This is a genomic window from Pseudomonas peli (genome assembly GCF_050563605.1).
Classification (GTDB): Bacteria; Pseudomonadota; Gammaproteobacteria; order Pseudomonadales; family Pseudomonadaceae; genus Aquipseudomonas; species Aquipseudomonas peli_A.
Window position 1 is genome coordinate 1 of record NZ_JBNXUH010000011.1, and the last position, 25,126, is coordinate 25,126.

Below are 25,126 nucleotides of genomic sequence, written 5' to 3' on the forward strand. Positions count from 1 at the left end.
CGTTAAGCCTGATCAGAAACTTTCGCGATTAGGCCAACACCAATCGCTGGAGTCGCTGAACGGGTTCTCCCCGGCCGGCTCAGGCCACCGGCCGGAGCCGCTCAAAAAAGCCGGTTGAGGCCGTCGAACGCCGCCACCCGGTAGGCTTCCGCCATGGTCGGGTAGTTGAAGGTGGTGTTGACGAAATACTTGATGGTATTGGCCTCACCCTTCTGGTTCATGATCGCCTGGCCGATATGCACGATCTCCGAGGCTTGGTAGCCGAAGCAATGCACACCGAGCACTTCTAGAGTTTCGCGGTGGAACAGTAGCTTGAGCATGCCTACCGGCTCGTGGGAAATCTGCGCCCGCGCCATACCTTTGAAGAACGCCTTGCCGACTTCGTAAGGGATCTTGGCCTGGGTCAACTCGCGCTCGTTCTTACCAATCGAGCTGATTTCCGGAATGGTGTAGATACCGGTCGGCACGTCATCGACGAAACGCCAGCTGCCATTGTCGACGATGCTGCCGGCCGCCGAACGGCCCTGGTCGGCCGCCGCACTGGCCAGGCTCGGCCAGCCGATCACGTCGCCTGCGGCGTAAACGTTCAACACCTGGGTACGATAGCTCTCGTCGACTTCGATCTGCCCCCGGCTGTTGACCTTGATGCCGATATTTTCCAAGCCCAGCTGATCGGTGTTGCCGGTACGGCCGTTGCACCAGAGAAACGCGTCAGCCTTGATCTTCTTACCGGACTTGAGGTGCAGGATCACCCCATTCTCCACCCCTTCAACGCTTTCGTACTCTTCGTTGTGACGAATCAGCACGTTGTTATTGCGCAGGTGGTAGCTCAATGCATCGGAGATTTCCGCATCGAGGAAGCTCAGCAGCTGATCACGGTTGTCGATCAGGTCGACCAGCACACCCAGGCCACTGAAGATCGAGGCGTACTCGGAACCGATTACCCCGGCACCGTAGATAATGATGCGGCGTGGGGTATGGCCGAGGCTGAGAATGGTGTCGCTGTCGTAGATGCGTGGGTGGTGGAAGTCCACGTCCACCGGGCGATATGGCCGCGAACCGGTGGCGATGACGATCTGCTTGGCCACCAGTTTTTCCACCACGCCATTGGCGCAGACCACTTCGATGGTGTGCTCATCGGCAAAGCTGCCGGTGCCGAAGAACACATCGATACGGTTGCGCGCGTAATAGCCGGTACGCGAGCTTACTTGTTTGGCGATCACCCGCTCGGCGCTTTTCAGCACGTCGGGGAAGGAGAACCAACGCGGCTCGCCGATCTGACGGAACATCGGGTTGGTGTTGAACTGCATGATCTGCCGCACCGAGTGGCGCAGCGCCTTGGACGGGATGGTGCCCAGGTGGGTGCAGTTGCCGCCGACTTCGCGGCGGCTGTCGACCACGGCCACCTTGCGCCCGGCCTTGGCCGCGTTCATTGCCGCGCCTTCACCTGCAGGGCCGGAACCCAGCACCACTACGTCGTAGTTGTAGACCGCCATGTTTACTCCTTCAGATCACACCGGAGCACTTGTACCGCACTCTCGGCAGGGCCAGCACTGCGCACGCAGCCTGACAATCAATTCGTAGCTGCAAGCCTAGCCTTTTAGCCGGCCGCAGGACGATTAGCGTTTGGTCGCGTCGTAGGCCAGGTCTTCGGTTTTGCCTTGCGGGTCGCTGTTGATCTCCTCGCACTTCTCGCGGCTACCACCACAGATCGAGCATTCCTTCTCGATACCCAAGTTGGCGATACCGCCGCACGAACCGGCGATGGGCTTGCGGCCCATGATCACACCCACAGCCATCATGCCGACTACCAGCACCATGACCAGAAACACCACTAAAAACGTCATTGCTCGTCTCCTGCAGCGAATAGCTGCTCGAAAGCCTGAGTTGTCTGTGTGACGAAAGCGTCACCTTCACGGGTCACGAAAAACGCTGCAATCCCCATGCGCTCAGCAAATGCCAGGCCACGCTCAGTGCCCATCACCATTAGCACTGTAGACAAGCCATCGGCGCGCAAGGTCGATTTGTCCACCACGGTCACCGCTGCCAGCTTGTGAGTGATCGGTGCTCCGGTAAACGGATCGAGGGTGTGCGAGTAGCGCTGGCCCTCTTCCTCGAAGTAATTGCGGTAATCACCTGAGGTGGAAATGCCGTAGCCATCCACCGCCAGCACTCGCTGGGCGACACGCTGGCCGTCCTGCGGGGCCTCCAGGCCAATGCGCCAAGGCTGACCGTCGGGCTTTTTACCCGCAGCCTTAAGCTCACCGGTTACCTCAACCATATAACTGGTCACGCCCAGCTCAGTGAAGCGCTGCACAAGCTTGTCCACCGCATAACCGGCAGCAATGCTGTTGAAGTCGACCTGTACATCAACCTCTTTGCACAGCTGCTGCCCGTCACGACGCAGATACTGCATGCCCACCCGCGCACGCGCGGCGACCAGTTGCTCAGCAGTCGGCACCTTTTCGGCGCGCGCTTTGGGACCGAAGCCCCAGAGATTGAGCAGCGGTTCCAGGGTCAGGTCGAATGCACCCTGACTATGCTCATGCAGCACGCGTCCAGCGTCGACCAGCTCCAGCACCCCGTCAGGCATGGCCTGACAGGTACCCGCTGGGGCCTGGTTGAATTGCTCGATTGCGGAATCATCGCGATAGGTCGACATCTGCACGTCAACCTCAGCCAGGATTGCATCGGTCTCGCGCTTGAGTAGCTCAACGCTCGGCGAATCCTTGCTGCGCACGTATTTGACCGTGTAGGTGCTGCCCATGGTTGGGCCGCCAAATTCTTCTACAGGCTCTGAAAACCAACAGCCCGTTAGGGCTGCCAGCAAGCTGACAGCGATAACGGGCCGCAGTAGCACATGGATCATGCTTAACCGCCGAAGTCGTCGAGCAGGATGTTCTCCTCCTCCACACCTAGGTCGATCAGCATCTTGATCACGGCTGCGTTCATCATGGGCGGGCCGCACATATAGAACTCACACTCTTCCGGAGCCGGATGGTCCTTGAGGTAGTTCTCGTACAGCACGTTGTGGATAAAGCCTTTGAGACCGCTCCAGTTGTCTTCCGGTAGCGGATCGGACAGCGCCAGATGCCACTTGAAGTTGGGGTTCTCGGCCTGCAGCTGATCGTATTCTTCAACGTAGAAGGCTTCACGCATGGAGCGTGCGCCGTACCAGAAGCTGATCTTGCGGGTCGACTTCAAGCGCTTGAGCTGGTCGAAGATGTGCGAACGCATCGGCGCCATACCGGCACCGCCGCCGATAAACACCATCTCGGCGTCGGTTTCCTTGGCGAAGAACTCACCGAACGGACCGTACACATCGATCTTGTCGCCTGGCTTGAGGCTGAACACATAGGAACTCATCTTGCCCGGCGGCAGATCGTCCTTGCCCGGTGGCGGCGAAGCAATACGAATATTGAACTTCACCAGGCCCACTTCTTCCGGATAGTTGGCCATGGAGTAGGCACGGATCACGGTCTCTTCGACCTTGGACACGTACTTCCACTGGTTAAACTTGTCCCAGTCGCCGCGGTACTCTTCCTGAATGTCAAAATCCTTGTAGCGCACTTCGTGCGGCGGGCACTCCAGCTGTACATAACCACCGGCGCGGAAGTCGACGCTTTCGCCTTCCGGCAGTTTCAGCGTCAGTTCCTTGATGAAGGTGGCCACGTTGGGGTTGGACTCAACGGTGCATTGCCACTTCTTCACGCCGAACACTTCTTCCGGCACTTCGATCTTCATGTCCTGCTTGACCGGCGTCTGGCAGGACAGGCGCCAGCCGGCCTTGGCTTCGCGACGAGTGAAAGCAGCCTCTTCAGTCGGCAACATTTCACCGCCGCCATGCTCGACCACACACTTGCACTGGGCGCAGGTACCACCGCCGCCGCACGCCGAAGAGAGGAAGATGTTGTTGGCCGCCAGGGTCTGCAGCAACTTGCCGCCCGCAGGAACCACAATGGTTTTTTCGCCGTTGATCTCGATGCTCACATCACCACTGGAAACCAGCTTGGCGCGCGCCGCGAGAATGACCAGCACCAGCGCCAGCACGATGCCGGTGAACATGCCGATGGCGATAAGAATCTCTAAATTGATCATCTATGCATCCCTTCCTTACAACTGCACGCCGGAGAAGGACATAAAGCCCAGAGACATCAGACCGATGGTGATAAAGGTGATACCCAGGCCCTGCAGGCCAGCCGGTACGTCGCTGTACTTGAGCTTCTCGCGGATACCCGCCAGTGCGGCAATCGCCAGCGCCCAGGACAGACCGGAGCCGAAGCCATACACGGTACTTTCCGCCAGGTTGTAGTCACGCTCGACCATGAACAGGGTGCCGCCCATGATGGCGCAGTTCACCGTGATCAGCGGCAGGAACACCCCCAGGGCGTTGTAGAGGCTGGGTACATACTTATCCAGCAGCATCTCGAGGATCTGCACGATGGCCGCGATCACCCCGATATAGCTGAGCAGACCGAGGAAGCTCAGGTCCACTTCCGGCAAACCGGCCCAAGCCAGCGCGCCATCTTTCAGCAGGTAGGTGTAGATCAGGTTGTTCGCAGGCACGGTGATGACTTGCACCACGATAACCGCGATACCCAGGCCAATCGCCGTCTCGACTTTCTTCGAGATGGCGATGAAGGTGCACATGCCGAGGAAGAAGGCCAATGCCATGTTCTCAACGAACACCGCCTTGGCCAGCAAGCTGAGGTAATGCTCCATTAGTAAGCCTCCTTATTCGAGACCTGCGGAGCCATCTTGAAGCTTGGCTTCTCCAGCTGATCTTTTTTCCAGCTACGCAGTGCCCAGATAAACAAACCGATCAGGAAGAACGCCGAAGGCGGCAGCAACAGCATGCCGTTAGGCTGGTACCAGCCACCGTCGTTGATCACCGGAATGATCTCGTAGCCCATCAGTTTGCCCGCGCCGAACAGCTCGCGAACGATGCCCAGCACGATCAGCATGGCGCTGTAGCCGAGGCCGTTACCGATGCCGTCGAAGAACGACAACACCGGCGGGTTCTGCATGGCGAAAGCTTCAGCGCGGCCCATCACGATGCAGTTGGTGATGATCAGACCGACGAACACCGACAGCTGCTTGGACAGGCTGAACGCAAAGGCCTTGAGCACCTGATCGACCACGATCACCAGGGAAGCAATGATCACCATCTGCACGATCATGCGGATGGAGCTGGGGATCTGGCTGCGAATCATCGAGATAAACAGGTTGGAAAACCCGGTTACCAGGGTCAGGGCAATCGACATCACCAGCGCGGTTTTCAGGTTCGAGGTCACCGCCAGAGCGGAACAGATACCCAGAATCTGCAAACCAATCGGGTTGTTGTTGAAAATCGGGTTGAGCAGAACTTCTTTAATAGTCGGCTGCGACATGATCAAGCCTCCCCTTTTTGCAGATTGGCGAGGAACTGGGCGAAGCCGTTCTCTCCCAGCCAGAAGTGCAGCAAGTTATTCACACCATTGCTGGTCAGGGTTGCACCCGCCAGGCCATCGACCTGGTGAGTCGCCTGCGCGCTCTGCGCATCGACGTTGCCCTTGATGATCTGAATCGCCAGCTCGCCCTTGTCATCAAACAAGGTCTTGCCCAGCCACAGACTTTTCCACTTCGGGTTATCCACTTCGCCGCCCAGACCCGGGGTCTCGGCATGCTGGTAGAAGCCGAAACCGGCAACGGTATTGAGGTCACCCTGGAGGGCCATAAAGCCGTGCAGGGTCGACCACAGGCCATAGCCGCGCACAGGCAGAATCACGGTTTCCAGCTTGCCATCCTGCTCCACCAGGTAAACCGTGGTGAAACGCTCGCGGCGCTTGATCGAGGCGATATCGTCAGAGCCTTCAAGCACGGCTGACAACTTCGGATCCTTGGACGCTTTCAGCGGATCGAAAGTAGCCGGATTCTGCGCATCGCTGAAGGTGCCAGTGTCGAGATCGACAATCCGTGCGCGGATGCGCTCGGCGAACAACGCCTTGACCTGCGCGCTGCTCATGCTGGCATCGCCCAGCCCGGCGATTGCCAGGATGCTGCGCTGCTTGTCCAGCTGGCGGTTTTCCACCTGAGTCGGTTTCAGCGCGATGGCTGCACCGGCAACAAACACCGAGCACACCAGGCAGACCAACAGGGCTACCACCAAGGTGCGGACGGTGGATTCTTTTTGACTAGACATTGCGTGCCAGCCTCCGCTTGATATTGGCTTGAACGACAAAGTGGTCGATCAGCGGTGCAAACAGGTTGGCGAACAGGATCGCCAGCATCATGCCTTCGGGGAAGGCTGGGTTGACCACACGGATCATCACCACCATCACACCGATCAGGGCACCGAAAATCCACTTGCCGGTATTGGTCATGGAAGCCGACACCGGGTCGGTAGCCATAAAGAACATACCGAAAGCAAAACCGCCCACCACCAGGTGCCAGTGCCAAGGCATGGCAAACATCGGGTTGGTGGTCGAACCGAGCATATTGAGCAGCAGGCTGAAGCCGATCATGCCCAACATCACACCGGTAACGATGCGCCAGGAGGCAATCTTGGTAATCAGCAGAATGCCGCCACCAATAAGGATCGCCAGGGTGCTGGTTTCGCCCATGGAACCGTGAATGGTGCCAACGAAAGCATCCATCCAGGTGATGCCATTGCTCACCACGTTTTCAATGCCACCAGCAGCGGCCAGGCTCAGCGAGGTTGCGCCGGCAAAGCCGTCAACCGCGGTCCACACTGCATCACCGGACATCTGCGCCGGGTAGGCGAAGAACAGGAAGGCACGACCGGTCAGCGCCGGGTTGAGGAAGTTTTTGCCGGTACCGCCAAACACTTCCTTGCCGATCACCACGCCGAAGCTGATACCCAGCGCGACCTGCCACAGCGGAATGCTCGGCGGCAGAATCAGGGCGAACAGTACCGAGGTGACGAAGAAACCTTCGTTGACTTCATGCTTGCGGACCGAAGCGAACAGCACTTCCCAGAAACCGCCGACGATAAACGCCGTGGCATAAACCGGCAGGAAGTAAGCCGCGCCCTGGATAAAGTTATCCCACAGGCTGTTGGGGTCGAACCCGGCCAGCGAGCCGATCAGCGCGAAGCGCCAGCCTTCCTGGGCCGCCAGCAGCTCAGGGCTGTTAGCGAAGATCAGGTTGGCCTGATAACCGGTGTTCCACATCCCGAAAAACATCATCGGGAAGGTACACAGCCACACGGTGATCATCATGCGCTTGAGGTCGATGCCGTCACGCACATGGGCGGTGGTCTTGGTTACGCTGCCAGGGCGATAGAAGAAGGTGTCAACAGCCTCATAGAGGGCGTACCACTTCTCGAACTTGCCGCCTTTTTCGAAGTTGTGCTCGACTTTGTCGAGGAATGCACGAATACCCATGACTTAACCCTCCTTCTCAATACGGGCGAGGTTATCGCGCAGGATCGGGCCGTACTCATACTTGCCGGCACAGACATAGGTGCACAGCGCCAAGTCTTCTTCGTCGAGTTCCAGGCAGCCCAGTTTCTGAGCCATCTCGGTGTCACCGACAATCAGGTAGCGCAGCAGTTGCGTCGGCAGGATATCCAGCGGCATCACGGCTTCGTAGTTGCCCACCGGCACCATGGCGCGCGGGCTGCCATTGGTGGTGGTGGAGAAAGCGAACTTCTTCGCAGCGTTGAGCTTGGAAACAAAGATGTTCATCACCGAGTGCTTGTTTACCCCGGCACGCAGGTAATGCATCAGTTCACGCTCGTGCCCTTCAACCAGGCAGGACACCTGCAGGTGATAACGACCGAGGAAGGCGAAAGCGCCCTGCGCGGTACGGCCACCCAGCACTGAGCCGGAAATAACCCGGTTGAAACCAGGCTGCAGCTGGCCGGCAGTCAGCTCGCTGAGGCTTGCGCCCAGACGGGTGCGCACCAAGCGCGGCTGCTCGACCACAGGACCGGCCAGCGCGACAACGCGCTCGGTCCACAGCTGCCCGGTAGTGAACAGTTTGCCGACGGCAATCACGTCCTGATAGTTGATCGACCAGACGCTCTTGCTGACGCTGACCGGATCGAGAAAGTGAATGTGCGTACCTGGCAAGCCCGCAGGGTGTGGACCGGCGAAGGCTTCGGTGTGCACCTTGCTCAGTTGCTCGCCAGGCAAGCTGGCACCCTCAGCCTTGCACAGAAACACCTTGGCCAGATTGCTCAGCACCTGCAGACCGTTAGTAAAGTCGGCGGCGTACTCGGCAATCACCACAGCCGGATCGGCTGCCAGCGGGTGGGTATCAATGGCCGTGACGAAAATCGAGCTGGGCTGCGCGTCAGCAGCAGGCACCTTGCTGAACGGACGGGCGCGCAATGCGGTCCACAGGCCCGATTGCAGCAGCACTTCACGCACTTTGGCGTCGCCGACAGTCGCAAGCTGATCCACCGCTACCTGATCAAAGGTAATTTGCTCTTCACCCTCGACATCGATCACCACCGATTGCAGCACTCGCTTCTCGCCGCGGTGGATAGCGCTGATCACGCCTGCAGCTGGAGCGGTGTATTGCACGCCTGGCGATTTCTTGTCCGAGAACAGCACCTGGCCAAGCTTGACCCGGTCACCGACCTGAACCTCCATCGAAGGCTTCATTCCGTGATAATCGAAGCCTATGACGGCGACGCTACGCACCGGCCTTGCAGCCTCAATGCGCTGCACCGGCACGCCTGTTATGGGCAAATCAAGCCCATGTTTTATTTTGATCATAGGTTTGCCTAACCACTGATTTATAAACTTTTTTAGAATACGGACGACACCAACGCAGAAAAATGCGGCGCAACGCCAAAACAGATTGGGCGCTGGGCAGGATGTCGGTCGCGGGAAAAAATCTGGCCGATTATAAGTCGCACCTTCGGCCACTGGCCACCCAAGCGCTTGCTTTTATCCGGTTTAACGTAACAGAAGGCAACAGATAGCGGCTTGACTGCAGAGGCCCGGCGCGCGACATAAGACCAATAGACTAACTGGAGCCCTGCCATGCGCCTGCTACTCGCGCTCACCACCTTACTGCTGCTCAGCGGCGAGTTATTCGCCAACAACCGCGAACGCCTGCAAGAAGCCAACTTCGCTGCCACTCACGAATTCGAGCAGAACAGCCTGGAACGCAAGAACCAGAGCGTGCTGACCTACCTGTGGGCCGATGTTTACGCCGCCGCTTTCTACGCCCCCGCCCAGGCCAGTGCCAGCCAGGCGGTCACCAAGCCACTCACGCAACGCCTGGAGCTCTACTACTTTCGCGACATCGATAGCCAAGACGTGATCAAGGCAGCCTGGGTCACCCTCGAACGCCAGCACGACGCCGCCACACTGCAGCGTCTGCGCCCGGAGATAGACGCCCTGCACGCCACCTTCCGGGATATTCGCCCCGGCGACCGCTACGCCCTGAACTTTAACGCCGACAGCGGCCTGACCCTGGAAGTGAATGGCAAGGTCGCCTACACCAGCCAGGACCCTGCCCTGGCCAAGGCCTACTTGGGCATCTGGCTCTCACCCAACGGTCTGTCGGATAAGTTGCGCACTAGCCTGCTGGCCGACTAAAACAGGCTGCTGAAAAACTACCTGCGTTGCCATCGCGGCGTTAAAAACAGGCTCACAGCCGTAAGGCTGAACGTGCGTTAGCACGGCCCAACAGGGGTGAGCGAAGCGAATCAAATGCTCATTTACAGCTCGTAAACTCCGCTTTTCGCCTGTTTTGCCTTGCGCTGGCTGCCTCGCCTACGTTTCAACAACCTGTTAATCCAGACAATAAAAAACGGGAGCCGAAGCTCCCGTTTTTTTATGCATTGCCTGCGCTTAGCGCGGGAAGGCTGGCGGGTTAACCCCGGCCATATCTTCCATCACACGAACCACCTGGCAGCTGTAACCGAACTCGTTGTCGTACCACACGTACAGCACAACGCGGTTGTCGTTGCAGATGGTGGCTTCGGCATCGACTACACCGGCGTGACGCGAGCCAACGAAGTCAGTGGAAACCACTTCCTGCGACTGAACGAAGTCGATCTGCTTCTGCAGGTCCGAGTGCATGGCCATCTGGCGCAGGTACTCGTTGACCTCTTCACGGGTGGTGGCCTTCTCAAGGTTGAGGTTGAGGATGGCCATCGACACGTTCGGCGTCGGTACGCGAATAGCGTTGCCGGTCAGCTTGCCTTTCAGCACTGGCAGCGCCTTGGCAGCAGCAGTGGCAGCACCAGTCTCGGTGATCACCATGTTCAGCGGTGCGCTGCGACCACGGCGATCGCCCTTGTGGAAGTTGTCGATCAGGTTCTGGTCGTTGGTGTACGAGTGAACGGTTTCGACGTGACCATTAAGGATGCCGTACTGATCATTGATCGCCTTGAGCACCGGCACGATGGCGTTGGTGGTGCAGGAAGCGGCCGAGATGATCTTGTCATCAGGAGTGATTTCACCGTGGTTGATGCCGTGCACGATGTTCTTCAGCGCGCCTTTGCCAGGTGCGGTGAGGACTACGCGATCGACACCCGGGCAGGCCAGATGCTGGCCCAGGCCGTCGGCGTCACGCCATACACCGGTGTTGTCCACCAGCAGCGCGTTCTTGATGCCGTACTGGGTGTAATCCACCTCGGCTGGCGACTTGGCGTAGATCACCTGGATCAGGTTGCCGTTGGCCGTCAGGGTGCTGTTTTCTTCATCGATGGTGATGGTGCCATCAAACTTGCCATGCACCGAGTCGCGGCGCAGCAGGCTGGCGCGCTTGACCAGGTCATTGGTCGCACCTTTGCGCACAACAATAGCGCGCAGACGCAGGCCGTCGCCACCACCGGTTTTCTCGATCAGGATGCGTGCCAGCAGACGGCCGATACGACCGAAGCCGTAGAGCACCACGTCGGTGCCTTCGCGGGCTTCGCTGTTCTGCTTGCCAACCACTTCAACCAGCTCGTCCTTGACGAACTGCTCGATGCTGCGGCCCTGGCCTTCGGCCTTGAACTTGCTGACCATCTTGCCCAGATCTATCGAGGCGGCGCCCAGCTTGAGCTCGCTCATGGCCTTGAGCACCAGGAAGGTATCGTGCACCGACAGCTCGCTGTCGCCGGTCAGGCGGTGACGTGCAAAGCGGTGGGCCTTGAGAATGTCGATCACCGAGCGGTTGATCAAACCACGGCCGTAGATCGAGGTGACCACGTTGTTGTTACGGTAGAGTTGGCCAATCATCGGAATCATCGCTTCCGCAAGGGCTTCTCGATCGATCCACTCACCGAGACACTGGTCGGGCTTCTGAGTCACGGGCAGTACCTTCCACATGTAGGGGCTGAAAAAAGGGGCTACATTATGACGGCGCAAGCAAGCATGAGCAATGCACGACTGTCGTAACTGACACCGCACATAAACGCCCGCTACAATCGCCGACCTTGTGCCATGACCGTGAGCCGCCCGTGTCCGTACTGCGTCTACCGTCCCTACCGGCCACTGCCGGCAAACAACACTGGGGCAACCTGCCTGGTGCCGCGCTGAGCCTGGCGATTGCCGAAGCCGCCAGCAATGCCAAACGCTTCACCCTGCTGCTGACTGCCGACAGCCAGAGCGCCGAGCGCCTGCAAGAGGAGCTGAGCTTTTTCGCTCCGGATTTGCCGGTACTGCATTTCCCTGACTGGGAAACCCTGCCCTACGACCTGTTTTCGCCGCACCAGGACATCATTTCGCAGCGGATTGCCGCGCTTTATCGCCTGCCCGAGCTGAAACACGGCGTATTGGTAGTCCCGATCACCACCGCCCTACACCGCCTGGCGCCCAAACGTTTTCTGCTCGGCAGCAGCCTGGTCATGCAGGTTGGTCAGCAACTCGACGTAAACCAGATGCGCGGCAACCTGGAAGCTGCCGGCTATCGCTGCGTAGACACGGTGTACGAGCATGGCGAGTTCGCGGTACGCGGGGCGCTGATTGATCTGTTCCCGATGGGCAGCAGCCAGCCATACCGCATCGACCTGTTTGATGACGAAATCGAAACCCTGCGCACCTTTGATCCGGAAAACCAGCGCTCTATCGACAAGGTCGAGTCGATCAAGCTGCTGCCGGCGCGCGAATTCCCGCTGGAAAAGAAAGCCGTTACAGATTTTCGCGGGCGCTTTCGCGAGCGTTTCGACGTGGATTTCCGCCGCTGCCCGATCTATCAGGACCTCAGCACCGGCATCACCCCGGCCGGGATCGAGTACTACCTGCCGCTGTTCTTCGAAGAAACCGCCACCCTCTTCGACTATTTACCCGTCGACACCCAGGTGTTTTCCCTGCCGGGCATCGAAAAAGCCGCCGAGCAGTTCTGGGTGGATGCGCGCAGCCGCTACGAAGACCGCCGGGTAGACCCGGAACGCCCGCTGCTGCCGCCTGCCGACATATTCCTGCCGGTGGAAGACTGCTTCGCTCGCCTGAAAAACTGGCCGCGCGTGGTGGTCAGCCAGGACGATATAGAGGAAGGCGTCGGCCGCCTGCGTTTCAACGCCAAACCGCTGCCCGACCTGGCGATCCAGGCCAAGGCCGGCGAACCGCTGGCGGCGCTACGGCGTTTTATCGAGGAATACCCTGGCCGCGTACTGTTCTGCGCCGAGTCCGCCGGACGCCGTGAGGTGCTGCTGGAATTGCTCGCGCGCCTCAAGCTCAAGCCCAACGAATTTGAAAGCTGGCCGGCCTTCACCGCCAGCAAACAACGCTTAGGGATATGCATTGCGCCGCTGGATGACGGCCTGCTGCTCGAAGACCTGGCCCTGGTGGCGGAAAGCCCACTCTTCGGCCAGCGCGTTATGCAGCGCCGGCGCCGCGAGAAATCACGCGATGGCGGCGACAACGTCATCAAGAACCTTACCGAGCTGCGCGAAGGCGCGCCGGTGGTACATATCGACCACGGCGTCGGCCGCTATCTGGGCCTGGTGACCATGGAATTCGACGGCCAGGCCGCCGAATTCCTCGCGCTGATGTACGCCGAGGAAGCCAAGCTCTACGTGCCGGTGGCCAGCCTGCACCTGATCGCCCGCTACACCGGCAGCGATGACGCCCTCGCCCCACTGCACCGCTTAGGCTCGGAAGTCTGGCAGAAGGCCAAGCGCAAAGCCGCCGAACAAGTGCGTGATGTCGCCGCCGAGCTGCTCGACATCTACGCCCGCCGGGCCGCCCGCGAAGGCTATGCCTTTGCCGACCCGAAGGCCGATTACGCCACCTTCAGCGCTGGTTTTCCCTTCGAAGAAACGCCGGACCAGCAAGCCGCCATCGACGCGGTGCATGACGACATGCTCGCGCCCAAGCCGATGGACCGCCTGGTCTGCGGCGATGTTGGCTTCGGCAAGACCGAAGTGGCGATGCGCGCGGCCTTTATCGCCGTGCATGGCGGCAAGCAGGTGGCGGTACTGGTACCGACCACCCTGCTCGCCCAGCAGCACTACAACAGCTTCCGCGACCGCTTCGCCGACTGGCCGGTGAAAGTCGAGGTAATGAGCCGCTTCAAAAGCGCCAAGGAAGTCAGCGAGGCCGTGCAGCAATTGGCCGAAGGCAAGGTGGATATCGTGATCGGTACCCACAAGCTCCTGCAGGAAGACGTCAAGTTCAGCAACCTGGGCCTGGTGATTATCGACGAAGAGCACCGTTTCGGCGTGCGCCAGAAGGAGCAGCTCAAGGCCCTGCGCAGCGAAGTCGATATCCTCACCCTCACCGCCACACCAATTCCACGCACCCTGAACATGGCCGTGGCCGGCATGCGTGATCTGTCGATCATCGCCACGCCGCCGGCACGGCGCCTCTCAGTGCGTACCTTCGTCATGGAGCAGAACAACCCGACGATCAAGGAAGCGCTGCTGCGCGAACTGCTGCGCGGCGGCCAGGTGTATTACCTGCACAACGATGTGAAAACCATCGAGAAATGCGCCGCCGACCTCGCCGAACTGGTGCCCGAAGCACGCATCGGCATCGGCCACGGGCAGATGCGCGAGCGCGAGCTGGAACAGGTGATGGGCGACTTCTACCACAAGCGCTTCAACGTGCTGATCGCCTCGACCATCATCGAAACCGGTATCGACGTACCGAGCGCCAACACCATCATCATCGAGCGCGCCGACAAGTTCGGCCTAGCCCAATTGCACCAGCTGCGCGGCCGTGTCGGCCGTAGTCACCACCAGGCCTACGCCTACTTGCTGACCCCGCCGCGCAAGCAGATGACTGACGATGCGCAAAAACGTCTGGAAGCCATCTCCGGCGCCCAGGACCTCGGCGCAGGCTTCCTGTTGGCCACCCACGATTTGGAAATCCGCGGTGCCGGCGAGCTGCTCGGCGACGGCCAGAGCGGGCAGATCCAGGCGGTGGGTTTCACCCTTTATATGGAAATGCTTGAGCGCGCGGTGAAATCGATCCGCAAGGGCGAGCAGCCTAACCTCGACCAACCCCTTGGCGGCGGCCCGGAAATCAACCTGCGCGTACCAGCGTTGATCCCCGAGGACTACCTGCCCGACGTGCATGCGCGGCTGATCCTCTACAAACGCATCGCCAACGCCGCCGATGAGGATGGCCTGAAAGAGCTGCAAGTGGAGATGATCGACCGCTTCGGCCTGCTGCCGGATGCAAGCAAGAACCTGATACGCATCACCCTGATGAAATTGCAGGCGGAAAAGCTCGGGATCAAGAAGGTCGATGCCGGCCCACAAGGCGGACGTATCGAATTCGCCGCCGATACCTGCGTCGATCCGCTGACCCTGATCAAGCTGATCCAGAGCGCGCCGAACCGCTACAAGTTCGAAGGCGCGACGATGTTTAAGATCCAGGTGCCCATGGAGCGCCCGGAAGAACGCTTCAATACCTTAGAGGCGCTGTTCGAGCGCCTGACTCCCTCTACCTAAAGGACTGACCCATGCGCGCACTCCGCACCCTGGCCCTGCTGCCGCTTATCCTGCTGGGCCTGCTCAGCAGCACTGCCGCCCTGGCTGAAAGCCTGTACCAGGTTGAAGTCATCGTATTCCGCCAGGCCGCCACACCGATTTCCGCCGGCCAGCTGCCGCCGGACAACTGGGCGCAGAACGCGCTGCCGGTGGACGGCAGCAACAGCCGCAGCACCGCCCTGAATGCCGAAGCCGGCAAACTCAGCCCTTCCAGCGGTTATCAGGTTCTACTGCACAAAGCCTGGTCCCAGAGCCTGGGCGAATCGAGCAGCCGCGTCGCCATCAGCACCGGCGATGAGCAGTTCGGCCACTACCCCGTCGAAGGCACCATCAGCCTCAAGGCCGGGCGCGTGATGGAGCTGGACAGTGACATCTGGGTCAACCAGCTCGACGCCAGTGGCATCCTCAATGACAGCGAGCGCATCAAGCAGAGCAGCCGCCTGAAAAGCGGCGAGCTGACCTTTGTCGATAATGGCAGCCTTGGCCTATTGATTCGCGTCAGTCCGCTGTAAGAACGCAGGCAATAAAAAGGGCCGCATTTCGCGGCCCTTTTTATTGCAGCACGGCCCAGTCAGCTGGCCAGCACGCGCGCCAATACGGCCTTGACCGTACCCATGCCCTCTTCCAGGGCGCGCTCGATTTCCGCCATGGTGATCAGCGCACGGGACTTGCCAGCGGCTGGATTCACCACCAACGCCAGGCAGGCGTAGGGCAAAGCCAGCTCACGGGCCAGCACCGCTTCCGGCATGCCGGTCATACCGACGATGTCGCAGCCATCGCGCTCCATTCGGGCGATTTCCGCTGCGGTTTCCAGGCGCGGCCCTTGGGTGCAGCCGTACAGCCCATGATTGCTGAACGCACAGTGCTCAGCAGTCAGAGCATTGGCCAGCTTGGTGCGCAGCCCAGCGTCATAGGGATGGCTGAAATCGACATGGGTGACATGCTCCAACTCACCCTCGAAATAGGTGTGCTCGCGGCCGTAGGTGTAATCGATAATCTGGTGCGGCAGGCAGAAGTGCCCGGTGCCCATGGCCGAGTGAATACCGCCCACCGCGTTCACGGCGATGATGGCCTTGGCCCCCGCCTCACGCAGCGCCCAGAGGTTGGCGCGGTAGTTGACCTGATGCGGCGGGATGCGGTGCGGATGCCCGTGACGTGCGAGGAACAACACCTCGCGGCCGGCATAGTCGCCTTTGAGCACCGCCGCAGAGGGTGCGCCATAGGGCGTATCGATATGCAGCGCGGCCTTGATGGTCAGACCGTCCAGCTTGGTCAGCCCCGTACCGCCGATAATCGCGTAAACCGTCATCCCTTACTCCTAGTCGATTAATTGCGCATCGCGCAGGCTGCCAAGTGCCGCCAGCCAGCGCGGGTTCTGCCGATACTCAATACCCGGGAAAGCCTGCCGGCGCATTCGCGCCAGACCGTGCGGCGGCTCCACCTTGAGTCGCTGCAAGGCGCTCAGGGCCAGCTCCGCCGCAGCCCGGTCATTACACACCAGGCCCATATCGCAACCCGCTGCCAGCGCCGCTTCGATACGGCAGGCCGCATCGCCGACCACATGGGCGCCGGCCATGGACAAATCGTCGCTGAAAATCACCCCATCAAAGGCTAGCTCGCCACGCAGAATGTCCTGCAGCCAGCGCCGGGAGAAACCCGCAGGCTGACTGTCCACCTGAGGGTAGATCACATGGGCGGGCATCACCGCAGCCAACTGCCGGCTCAACTGGGCAAAGGGCTGCAAGTCGACTGCACGAATCTGTTCCAGGCTGCGCTCATCCACCGGGATGGCCACATGGGAATCCGCCTCGGCCCAGCCGTGCCCGGGGAAGTGCTTGCCGGTGGCGGCCATGCCCGCAGCGTTCATCCCACGAATAAAAGCGCCGGCCAGCAAGGTCGCGCGCTGCGCATCGCCCTCAAAGGAGCGACTGCCGACCACCGCGCTGCGCTGATGATCGAGATCCAGCACCGGGGCAAAGCTCAGGTCCAAGCCTGCAGCCAGCACTTCGGTGGCCATAACCCAGCCGCACTGCTCGGCCAAATGCTCGGCATTGGCGTTGTCGGCCAGCGCACGCATCGCCGGCAAGCGCACAAAACCCTGACGCAGACGCTGAACGCGCCCTCCTTCCTGATCCACCGCCAGCAGCAGGTCCGGCCGCAGCGCGCGAATGGCAGCAGACAGCTCGCGCACCTGGCGCGGGTCTTCAATATTGCGGGCAAACAGAATCAACCCAGCTACCTGCGGCTGACGCAGGATCTGACGATCCTCAGCGGTCAGCCAGGTGCCGGCGATATCCAGCATCAATGAACCTTGCATGGGTGAACTCACAACTCGTCCTTAAATAAGAGGCGCAACCGCCCACTCGGGGCAGGCGGCCTCGTCAATCTGTACCGCACATTGAACCGGGACACGCGCAAAGAGTTCCAGCAAGTCACTGTTGCGCAGGCGCACGCAGCCATGCGACAGCGCCACGCCCATAGGCTCGCTGTCCGGCGTACCGTGTATGTAGATATAGCGGCGAAAGGTATCGACAGCGCCCAGACGATTGCGTCCAGGCTCACAACCACTCAGCCAGAGAATGCGCGTAAGAATCCAGTCACGCCCGGGAAATTGCGCATGCAACTCGGGCGACCAGACTTCGCCGGTCCAGCGCCTGCCGCGCAGCACGGCGGCGCTCGGCAAGCCCTCACCAATCTTCGCCCGCACCTTGTGCAAGCCGCGTGGCGTACAGCCGGAACCATTGCGCTCACCGGCGCCATTCAGCGCAGTGGAAACACTCAGGCGCAGCTGCAGCTGCCCATTGGCAAAGCCATACAGGCACTGATCAGCGAGGGAAATATGCAGAAAATCGAGAGCAACCATGGGCGGCTAGCTTAGCGGATCAAATCCACCAAGCCCACCCGCCGAGGTCAAACTTTGCTGGGGATGGCTGGAGTCTTGGTGCGCGGCTTGAGCTGTGCGCTGGCCAGGGCTTCATCGGTCAGGCCGGTTTCCGAACGCATACCGGCAGCCAGAAATGGCACCATCAGGCGCATCACCTGCTCAATCGAAGTATTGACGCCGAAATCGGTTTCAGACATGGCCCGCAAGGCCTTGATCCCGGACATGCTGAAAGCCGCGGCGCCGAGCATAAAGTGCACGCGCCAGAACAGTTCCAGCGGAGGAATGCGCGGAGCGGCTTCATGCACCAGCTGCATATAACGGCGGAACACCTTGCCGTACACCTCTTCGAGGTACTTACGCAGGTGACCCTGGCTCTGGCTGAAGGCCAGACCCAGCAAGCGCATAAAGATTGAAAGATCATTACCACTACGCGGCTTTACTGCCAGCGCCTGCTCGACCAGCAACTCAAGCAGCTCTTCCAGGCTGACCTTGGTTTCCGGCTTGGCCTGACGGCGATCCAGCTCACGCTCCAGGCTTACGCAGAAAGGCCCGAGAAAGCGCGAGAACACCGCCTGAATCAGGGCCTTTTTCGAGCCGAAGTGGTAATTCACCGCAGCCAGGTTTACCCCTGCTTTGCTGGTGATCAAACGCAGAGAAGTTTCTGCGAAACCTTTCTCCGCAAAAAGCTGCTCTGCCGCATCGAGAATGCGTTCAACGGTTTCCGACTGGGCCATGACTCTTTTCATCTGAACAAACACTTGTTTGAAACATACGTTTCAGCCGCCCGCCTTGTCAAGCCGGGCAAACCATCTTGTGGCCGGGTGGTCACAGACATCCGCTAAAGGTACAGGCTAACCCTTGCTAGACGCCCCATAAACGGCCTGAGTAACAGTGCACTGCAACAGACGATACGAAGGTCAATTGAGTAGAGATCAGAACACAAGGATTGCCAATCGCCGATCACTGTATATAATCCCAGTCACTGTACAAAAAAACAGAGCCGACCATGCTAAAACTGACGCCGCGCCAAGCTGAAATTCTCGCCTTCATCAAGCAGTGCCTTGAAGACAACGGCTACCCGCCTACCCGCGCGGAAATCGCCTTGAAACTGGGGTTCAAATCACCCAACGCAGCGGAAGAGCACCTCAAGGCCTTGGCTCGCAAGGGTGCCATCGAAATGACCCCTGGCGCTTCACGCGGCATCCGCATTCCAGGCTTCGAGCCCAATGCCGAGGAAGACGAAGGCCTACCGGTGATTGGCCGCGTCGCCGCAGGTGCGCCGATCCTGGCGCAGCAGCATGTCGAAGAGTCCTGCAAGATCAATCCAGACTTCTTCCACCCCAAGGCTGATTACCTGCTGCGTGTACGCGGCATGAGCATGAAGGACATCGGCATCTTCGATGGCGATCTGCTGGCCGTACACACCACCCGTGAAGCCCGTAACGGGCAAGTAGTGGTGGCGCGTCTCGACGATGAAGTGACCGTCAAACGCTTCAAGCGTGAAGGCAACAAGGTCTGGCTGATTGCGGAAAACCCGGAGTTCGCGCCGATCGAAGTGAACCTGGAAGAACAGGATTTGATTATTGAAGGTTTGAGCGTCGGCGTTATCCGCCGCTAGTGGAGGATTTATGCAGTTCCCGCAATCACTGAACCGTACACAACTGCCTTTGTTCGATGCATTTCTGGCATCGACGGTGACGCCATTACTTGCCGATAGCGCTGAGCTGCCCTGGCAGGATGATGAGACAGAGGCTTTCAGTGAACTGTCGCTGCGTGGTGCAGCCGGGCACTGCCTGAACCTTCTAGCACCGATTCTGCGTGAGCTTAGCGACAACCACGACGAACGCTGGCTGACCCTAATCGCCCCGCCGTCCAGCCTGACCCAAACCTGGCTACGCGAAGCAGGCCTGAACCGCGAACGCATTCTGCTGCTCCACCCGCGCGGCGAACAGAGCGCGTTGGAGTTGGCGCAACAGGCGTTGACGCTGGGCCGCAGCCACACGGTTGTTAGCTGGCTGCACCCACTTGAACGCCAGGCGCGGCAACAGCTTGAGCAAGCGGCCCGTAAGGGCAAAGCGCAAAGCCTGAATATCAGTCTGGGGTAATTGGCCAAAGGTCACGCACAAGGAATGTGCATGCTAGCCAGTAGAAACCTGATGCAAGAAACACCCAACACGAGCAGAACGCTCTAGCTCAGAGCCCGGAAGAGTTCTGCAATCAATGCAGAACCCGCGGCCCTTCTTCCTGCTGGAAATTATTTTCAGCCAGGCGCCCCGCCATCTGCACACCGACATTAAGCATGGCCTTGGCCACCTCGACGTGCTGCCCCTGCAGAAATGCCTTGGCATCAGCAGAGAAATCCAGCACCACCAGCGACTCTTCATCCTCTGCACGACGCAGGGCAATACGCCCGTCGGGCAATTCAACAATTTCCAGGAATGATGTAGGCATTGGCTTAGCTCTCCACGGTAGGCCGACAGTGTAACAGCCGACCCGGGCTCGCCCTAGTCCGCCGGTCCAATCAGCCTCTTACCATTCGCTCAGGGTTTGCCGAAAGCGCTGTGCCAGAGCCTTCAGCTGCTGACGCCAGGCTTCAAGCGTCTCCTGCGCCAAGGGTGCGACTTCTTCATCCAGACTGACCGCTGTGATCAATGGCGTAGCGGGATCGACCTTGGCTTTCTTACCCGCCTGCGGCGGCTGAAATAGCTCGGCATAGGCCTTGAGCAGCTGAGCAACCCAGCTGTCAGCGGACTGTGCCAGCTCGACCAGCTCACCCAACTCCTGGCTCGGCGCTGCTTGCAACACCTCCTCAGTGAGGAATCGCTCGGCACGCGGCGCGGCGCTGTCAGGCAAACGGTAATAGCCAGCAATCTCATGGCACAGGCCCAGCAACGCACCATACAGATGAAACAACGCAGCCTCGCGCTCGGCCTGGATCAAGGCTAGAGCATTCATGCTCTGGCCCTGCTCGGCTTTGCGCCAGGACTCCAGCGCCAGGCCGGCGTAGAAGACTTTCTGATTGGTGCGGGTATAGAGTTCATTGGCCATTGCGGCACCCTCCACAGCGGATTGGATAAGCATACGCGCGCCGGCTAATGGCCGACACGCGCTCCGCTAGATCAGCTCTTGTCTTCGACTTTCCACTTACCGCCATCAAAGAACGCACGCCAGCCAGTCGGCTTGCCGTCGACTTCGGTCTGTACGTACTGCTCTTTAGTCTTGCGGCTGTAGCGGATCACCGCTGCGCGACCTTGTGGATCTTTCTTAGGCGCATCGCAGAGGAAGTGATACTTGGGATCGATCTCATCACGATGCGGAATCAGCTCCAACACCAGCGGTGCGCGAGTTTCGCGGTTTTTCGGGAACTGGCTGGCAGCCAGGAACAGACCCGAAGCGCCATCGCGCAGGATGTAGGTGTCGTTGACCTTCTCGCACTTGAGCTCCGGCATCTTCACCGGGTCCATTTTCGGCGGCGCCGCTTCACCACTTTTCAGCAGTTTGCGGGTGTTCTTGCACTCGCTATTGGTGCAGCCGAAGAACTTGCCGAAACGGCCGGTCTTGAGCTGCATCTGGCTACCGCACTTGTCGCAATCCAGGCTCGGGCCTTCGTAGCCCTTGATACGGTACTGGCCCTGCTCTACTTCATAACCGCTGCAATCCGGGTTATTGCCGCAGATATGCAACTTGCGAGTTTCATCGAGCAGGTAGGCGTCCATCGCGGTCGAGCAGATCGGGCAGCGGTGCTTGCCGAGCAGCACGCGCGACTCCGACTCACCCTCGTCATCGGCGGCAATTTCGTCGCCTGGCACCAGGTTGACAGTGGCCTTGCAGCGCTCTTTCGGCGGCAGTGCATAGCCGGAACAACCGAGGAATACCCCGGTTGATGCGGTACGAATGGTCATCGGTCGGCCGCAATCACGGCAGGCGATATCGGTCAGCGTCGGCTGGTTGGCACGCATGCCGCCCTCACCTGCCTCAGCCACTTCAAGTTTCTTCTTGAAGTCACCGTAGAACTCGTCCAGCACGTGTTTCCACTCGCGCTCGCCCTGGGCCACATCATCGAGATGCTCTTCCATGCCAGCGGTGAAGCCGTAGTCCATCAGGTTGGAGAAACTCTCGGCCAAACGCTCGGTGACGATGTCGCCCATCTTCTCGGAGTAGAAGCGACGGTTGTGCAGCGCCACATAGCCGCGGTCCTGGATGGTGCCGATAATCGCTGCATAGGTCGACGGACGACCGATACCACGCTTCTCCATTTCCTTGACCAGGCTGGCTTCCGAGTAACGCGCTGGCGGCTTGGTGAAGTGCTGGCTAGGGTCGAGCTTGACCAGCTTGAGCACTTCGCCCTGATTCATTTCCGGCAAGACATCGTCATCGCCTGGCTTGCTCAGCTGCGGCAACACGCGGGTATAACCGTCGAACTTGAGAATACGGCCCTTGGCACGCAGCTCGAACTGCGCTGCCGTCACGGTAACTGTGGTCGACAGGTATTCAGCCGGCGGCATCTGGCAGGCTACGAACTGGCGCCAGATCAGCTCGTACAGGCGCTCGGCGTCACGCTCCATGCCCGACAATTGAGTCGGCTTGAGGTTGACGTCGGAAGGACGGATCGCTTCGTGCGCTTCCTGGGCGCCTTCCTTGCTGCTGTAGGCGATCGGGTTGGCGGGCAGGTACTTCTTGCCGAACTCGCCTTCGATAAAGTCACGCACCATGCTCACAGCATCAGCCGAGAGATTGGTCGAGTCGGTACGCATATAGGTGATGTAGCCGGCCTCATACAGACGCTGGGCCATCATCATGGTCTTCTTCACCCCAAAGCCCAGGCGGTTACTCGCGGCCTGCTGCAGGGTGGAGGTGATAAACGGCGCCGAAGGCTTGCTGCTGGTCGGTTTGTCTTCGCGCTTGGTGATGCTGTAGCTGGAAGCTTTCAGCGTGGCCAGGGCCGCCATGGCCTGGGCCTCGTTCAGCGGCTTGAAGGCAGCGCCGTTCTCACGGGCTACTTCAAAGCGCACATTGGCACCTTTGGCGGTGCCCAGATCAGCGTGCACTTCCCAGTATTCTTCTGGGACGAAAGCGCGGATCTCTTTTTCGCGCTCCACCACCAGCTTCACTGCTACCGACTGCACACGACCGGCAGACAGACCACGGGCGATCTTCGCCCACAGCAGCGGAGAGACCATATAACCCACTACGCGGTCGAGGAAGCGCCGCGCCTGCTGGGCGTTGACTCGGTTGATATCCAGCTCGCCAGGCTTGGAAAACGCTTCCTGGATCGCCTTCTTGGTGATTTCGTTGAACACCACGCGCTTGTAGCGGCTGTCGTCACCACCGATGGATTCGCGCAGGTGCCAGGCAATGGCTTCCCCCTCGCGGTCCAAGTCGGTTGCGAGATAGATAGTGTCGGCATCCTTGGCCAAACGGCGCAATTCCTCGACCACCTTCTCCTTGCCTGGAAGGATCTCGTACTTGGCTTTCCAGCCGTGTTCGGGATCAACCCCCATGCGTGCAAACAGCTGACGCTTGGCTTTTTCCTTGGGCGACAGCGCCGGTACTTCACCTGCAGCGGCTTTACCACGCTTGACCGGCTCTTTGGCGGTACTCGCCGAACCACTGGTGGGTAGGTCACGGATGTGGCCGATGCTCGACTTCACCACGTACTCGTTGCCCAAGTACTTGTTGATGGTCTTGGCCTTGGCCGGGGATTCCACGATGACCAGCGATTTGCCCATGGATTGGAAAATTCCTGAAATTCGGTAAATAAATGCGGGAGGCGCTGTACTGCCTGCTAGCGCGGCACCGCTATATATAGTGGTGGTCCGGCCGAGGTCAAGCGCAGCAGTGGCCCGATGTCAGCTCAAGGCCGAGTGAACAGTGCGGTTTCAGCCTGAATCAAAGCAAAGCGTGGAACCGTCTCGCCGTCCACCTCAACGCTTTCGCAGAACATCTCCAACGGCCTCACCCATAGGCCAAACTCGCCGTACAGCGCCTGATAGACCACCATCGCCTGTTCCGTTTCGGAATGCTGGGCTACGCCAAACACACGGTATTCAGGGCCTTTATAGTGGCGGTAGAGGCCGGGCTGTAGCTGCATGGGTGAATTCCTTGAAGATTTTCTGCTGATAAACAAAAACCGGGGCACTGGGCCCCGGTTTTTTCCATCTCTTACACCGGTGAAGCTTAGAGGCGTTCGAAGACGGTGGTGATGCCTTGGCCGAGACCTACGCACATGGTCGACACACCGAAGGTGCCGCCATTCTGCTTCATCACGTTCAGCAGGGTACCGGAGATACGCGCGCCGGAACAACCGAACGGGTGACCCAGGGCGATCGCGCCGCCATGCAGGTTGACCTTCTCTTCCATCTTATCGAGCACTTTCAGGTCCTTCAGCACAGGCAGGGCCTGGGCAGCGAAGGCTTCGTTGAGCTCGAAGAAGTCGATGTCATTGATGGTCAGGCCAGCACGCTTGAGGGCTTTCTGAGTCGACGGTACTGGACCGTAACCCATGATCGCTGGATCAACACCGGCCACGGCCATGGCACGAACCACTGCCATTGGCTGAATGCCGAGGTCTTGGGCGCGCTGGGCGCTCATGACGATCATGCAGGAAGCGCCGTCAGTGATCTGCGAGGACGTACCTGCAGTCACGGTGCCGCCTTTCGGGTTGAACGCAGGCTTCAGTGCAGCCAGGCTTGCCAAGGTAGTTTCCGGACGAATGGTTTCGTCGTAGTCGAACACCTTCAGGAAGCCGTTCTCGTCGTAGCCTTGCATCGGGATGATTTCATCCTTGAACTTGCCTTCGACGGTAGCTTTGTGGGCCAGACGGTGCGAACGCTCACCGAATGCGTCCTGCTGCTCACGGCTGATGCCATGCATCTTGCCGAGCATTTCAGCGGTCAGCCCCATCATGCCCGAGGCCTTGGCCGCGTACAGCGACAGGTGCGGGTTTGGATCGACGCCATGCATCATGCCAACGTGGCCCATGTGCTCCACACCGCCGATGACGAACACGTCACCGTTGCCGGTCTGGATCGCCTGCACAGCAGTGTGCAGAGCGCTCATGGACGAACCGCACAGGCGGCTTACAGTCTGGCCAGCAGCTGTGTGCGGGATCTGGGTCATCAACGACGCCATGCGCGCGATGTTCCAGCCCTGCTCCAGGGTCTGGTTAACGCAGCCCCAGATCACGTCTTCCACTTCAGCTGGATCCAGCTTGGTGTTACGTGCCAGCACGCCGCTGATCAGGTTAGCCGACATGGTCTCGGCACGGGTGTTGCGATGCATGCCGCCCTTGGAACGACCCATCGGGGTACGACCGAAGTCGACGATGACTGCATCTCTAGGATTCAGGCTCATAA

At 59.7% G+C, this 25,126-nt stretch carries 24 protein-coding genes; 5 read left to right on the plus strand and 19 right to left on the minus strand.

Annotation, left to right across the window (positions count from 1 at the left end):
* Nucleotides 1–101: 101 nt before the first annotated feature.
* The 9 genes from sthA to ACQ4LH_RS14325 all read right to left on the minus strand — a co-directional run bounded on the left by sthA (nt 102) and on the right by ACQ4LH_RS14325 (nt 8,726).
* The gene (gene sthA, locus ACQ4LH_RS14285; protein WP_430697768.1) at nt 102–1,496 is read right to left on the minus strand and encodes a Si-specific NAD(P)(+) transhydrogenase; all 1,395 of its coding nucleotides are present in this window, start codon (nt 1,494–1,496) and stop codon (nt 102–104) included.
* Nucleotides 1,497–1,619: 123 nt separating this feature from the next.
* On the minus strand, nt 1,620–1,847 hold the full coding sequence (gene nqrM / locus ACQ4LH_RS14290; protein WP_167141192.1) for a (Na+)-NQR maturation NqrM: 228 nt from the start codon (nt 1,845–1,847) through the stop codon (nt 1,620–1,622).
* Nucleotides 1,844–2,767: an FAD:protein FMN transferase gene (locus ACQ4LH_RS14295; protein WP_430697769.1), complete on the minus strand. Its 924-nt coding sequence runs from the start codon at nt 2,765–2,767 to the stop codon at nt 1,844–1,846. Before ACQ4LH_RS14295 ends, nqrM begins: the two co-directional genes overlap by 4 nt.
* A 104-nt stretch (nt 2,768–2,871) precedes the next feature.
* Nucleotides 2,872–4,098 carry an NADH:ubiquinone reductase (Na(+)-transporting) subunit F gene (gene nqrF, locus ACQ4LH_RS14300; protein ID WP_430697770.1) on the minus strand — a complete coding sequence of 409 codons (1,227 nt, stop codon included), beginning with the start codon at nt 4,096–4,098 and terminating at the stop codon, nt 2,872–2,874.
* A gap of 15 nt (nt 4,099–4,113) precedes the next feature.
* The gene (nqrE, locus tag ACQ4LH_RS14305) at nt 4,114–4,722 is read right to left on the minus strand and encodes an NADH:ubiquinone reductase (Na(+)-transporting) subunit E (protein ID WP_090238197.1); all 609 of its coding nucleotides are present in this window, start codon (nt 4,720–4,722) and stop codon (nt 4,114–4,116) included.
* On the minus strand, nt 4,722–5,396 hold the full coding sequence (locus ACQ4LH_RS14310) for an NADH:ubiquinone reductase (Na(+)-transporting) subunit D (protein ID WP_170049031.1): 675 nt from the start codon (nt 5,394–5,396) through the stop codon (nt 4,722–4,724). The genes nqrE and ACQ4LH_RS14310 overlap by 1 nt, the downstream gene beginning before the upstream one ends.
* Nucleotides 5,393–6,181, minus strand: a complete 789-nt coding sequence (locus ACQ4LH_RS14315) for a Na(+)-translocating NADH-quinone reductase subunit C (protein WP_430697771.1) — start codon at nt 6,179–6,181, stop codon at nt 5,393–5,395. Before ACQ4LH_RS14315 ends, ACQ4LH_RS14310 begins: the two co-directional genes overlap by 4 nt.
* Complete coding sequence (locus ACQ4LH_RS14320) at nt 6,174–7,385, minus strand: NADH:ubiquinone reductase (Na(+)-transporting) subunit B (RefSeq protein WP_430697772.1); 1,212 nt, start codon at nt 7,383–7,385, stop codon at nt 6,174–6,176. The genes ACQ4LH_RS14315 and ACQ4LH_RS14320 overlap by 8 nt, the downstream gene beginning before the upstream one ends.
* 3 nt (nt 7,386–7,388) lie before the next feature.
* Nucleotides 7,389–8,726, minus strand: a complete 1,338-nt coding sequence (locus tag ACQ4LH_RS14325) for a Na(+)-translocating NADH-quinone reductase subunit A (protein WP_430697773.1) — start codon at nt 8,724–8,726, stop codon at nt 7,389–7,391.
* Between the two features lie 270 nt (nt 8,727–8,996).
* Here ACQ4LH_RS14325 and ACQ4LH_RS14330 point away from each other — a divergent pair, with 270 nt between their 5' ends.
* Entirely contained in the window at nt 8,997–9,557 is a 561-nt protein-coding gene (locus ACQ4LH_RS14330) for a chalcone isomerase family protein (protein ID WP_430697774.1), read from the plus strand.
* 255 nt (nt 9,558–9,812) lie between these two features.
* On the opposite strand, the gene ACQ4LH_RS14335 is transcribed toward ACQ4LH_RS14330, so the two are convergent.
* Nucleotides 9,813–11,279, minus strand: coding sequence for a glyceraldehyde-3-phosphate dehydrogenase (locus tag ACQ4LH_RS14335; protein ID WP_430697775.1), 1,467 nt, complete (start codon nt 11,277–11,279; stop codon nt 9,813–9,815).
* Between the two features lie 131 nt (nt 11,280–11,410).
* Here ACQ4LH_RS14335 and mfd point away from each other — a divergent pair, with 131 nt between their 5' ends.
* Together mfd and ACQ4LH_RS14345 are read left to right on the plus strand one after the other, a co-directional pair.
* The gene (gene mfd, locus ACQ4LH_RS14340) at nt 11,411–14,848 is read left to right on the plus strand and encodes a transcription-repair coupling factor (RefSeq protein ID WP_430697776.1); all 3,438 of its coding nucleotides are present in this window, start codon (nt 11,411–11,413) and stop codon (nt 14,846–14,848) included.
* 11 nt (nt 14,849–14,859) lie between these two features.
* Nucleotides 14,860–15,399, plus strand: coding sequence for a CsiV family protein (locus tag ACQ4LH_RS14345; protein ID WP_430697777.1), 540 nt, complete (start codon nt 14,860–14,862; stop codon nt 15,397–15,399).
* Between the two features lie 59 nt (nt 15,400–15,458).
* On the opposite strand, the gene ACQ4LH_RS14350 is transcribed toward ACQ4LH_RS14345, so the two are convergent.
* Genes ACQ4LH_RS14350 through ACQ4LH_RS14365 form a run of 4 tightly spaced genes read right to left on the minus strand, consistent with a single transcriptional unit; the run spans nt 15,459 to nt 18,505 of the window.
* Nucleotides 15,459–16,196, minus strand: coding sequence for an S-methyl-5'-thioinosine phosphorylase (locus ACQ4LH_RS14350; protein ID WP_430697778.1), 738 nt, complete (start codon nt 16,194–16,196; stop codon nt 15,459–15,461).
* A 9-nt stretch (nt 16,197–16,205) separates the two neighbouring features.
* Nucleotides 16,206–17,204 carry a beta-N-acetylhexosaminidase gene (nagZ, locus tag ACQ4LH_RS14355; RefSeq protein WP_430697779.1) on the minus strand — a complete coding sequence of 333 codons (999 nt, stop codon included), beginning with the start codon at nt 17,202–17,204 and terminating at the stop codon, nt 16,206–16,208.
* Between the two features lie 21 nt (nt 17,205–17,225).
* Entirely contained in the window at nt 17,226–17,750 is a 525-nt protein-coding gene (locus ACQ4LH_RS14360; RefSeq protein WP_430697780.1) for a L,D-transpeptidase family protein, read from the minus strand.
* A gap of 47 nt (nt 17,751–17,797) precedes the next feature.
* Nucleotides 17,798–18,505: a TetR/AcrR family transcriptional regulator gene (locus tag ACQ4LH_RS14365; protein WP_304862916.1), complete on the minus strand. Its 708-nt coding sequence runs from the start codon at nt 18,503–18,505 to the stop codon at nt 17,798–17,800.
* A 272-nt stretch (nt 18,506–18,777) separates the two neighbouring features.
* On the opposite strand from ACQ4LH_RS14365, the gene lexA reads away from it, so the two are divergent.
* The gene (lexA, locus tag ACQ4LH_RS14370) at nt 18,778–19,389 is read left to right on the plus strand and encodes a transcriptional repressor LexA (RefSeq protein WP_160084936.1); all 612 of its coding nucleotides are present in this window, start codon (nt 18,778–18,780) and stop codon (nt 19,387–19,389) included.
* Between the two features lie 10 nt (nt 19,390–19,399).
* Nucleotides 19,400–19,876 carry an SOS-induced cell division inhibitor SulA gene (gene sulA, locus ACQ4LH_RS14375; protein WP_430697781.1) on the plus strand — a complete coding sequence of 159 codons (477 nt, stop codon included), beginning with the start codon at nt 19,400–19,402 and terminating at the stop codon, nt 19,874–19,876.
* Nucleotides 19,877–19,988: 112 nt separating this feature from the next.
* Here the strand turns inward: sulA and ACQ4LH_RS14380 are convergent, their stop codons facing one another.
* The 5 genes from ACQ4LH_RS14380 to fadA all read right to left on the minus strand — a co-directional run bounded on the left by ACQ4LH_RS14380 (nt 19,989) and on the right by fadA (nt 25,124).
* Nucleotides 19,989–20,222: a hypothetical protein gene (locus ACQ4LH_RS14380; RefSeq protein WP_090248059.1), complete on the minus strand. Its 234-nt coding sequence runs from the start codon at nt 20,220–20,222 to the stop codon at nt 19,989–19,991.
* Between the two features lie 78 nt (nt 20,223–20,300).
* Entirely contained in the window at nt 20,301–20,819 is a 519-nt protein-coding gene (locus ACQ4LH_RS14385) for a DUF6586 family protein (RefSeq protein WP_430697782.1), read from the minus strand.
* Nucleotides 20,820–20,890: 71 nt separating this feature from the next.
* A complete protein-coding gene (gene topA / locus ACQ4LH_RS14390) occupies nt 20,891–23,500 on the minus strand; it encodes a type I DNA topoisomerase (protein ID WP_430697783.1) in 2,610 nt (869 codons plus the stop codon).
* Nucleotides 23,501–23,625: 125 nt separating this feature from the next.
* A complete protein-coding gene (locus ACQ4LH_RS14395; RefSeq protein ID WP_090387350.1) occupies nt 23,626–23,862 on the minus strand; it encodes a DUF1653 domain-containing protein in 237 nt (78 codons plus the stop codon).
* 86 nt (nt 23,863–23,948) lie between these two features.
* Nucleotides 23,949–25,124 carry an acetyl-CoA C-acyltransferase FadA gene (gene fadA, locus ACQ4LH_RS14400; RefSeq protein WP_090248066.1) on the minus strand — a complete coding sequence of 392 codons (1,176 nt, stop codon included), beginning with the start codon at nt 25,122–25,124 and terminating at the stop codon, nt 23,949–23,951.
* Nucleotides 25,125–25,126 lie beyond the last annotated feature (2 nt).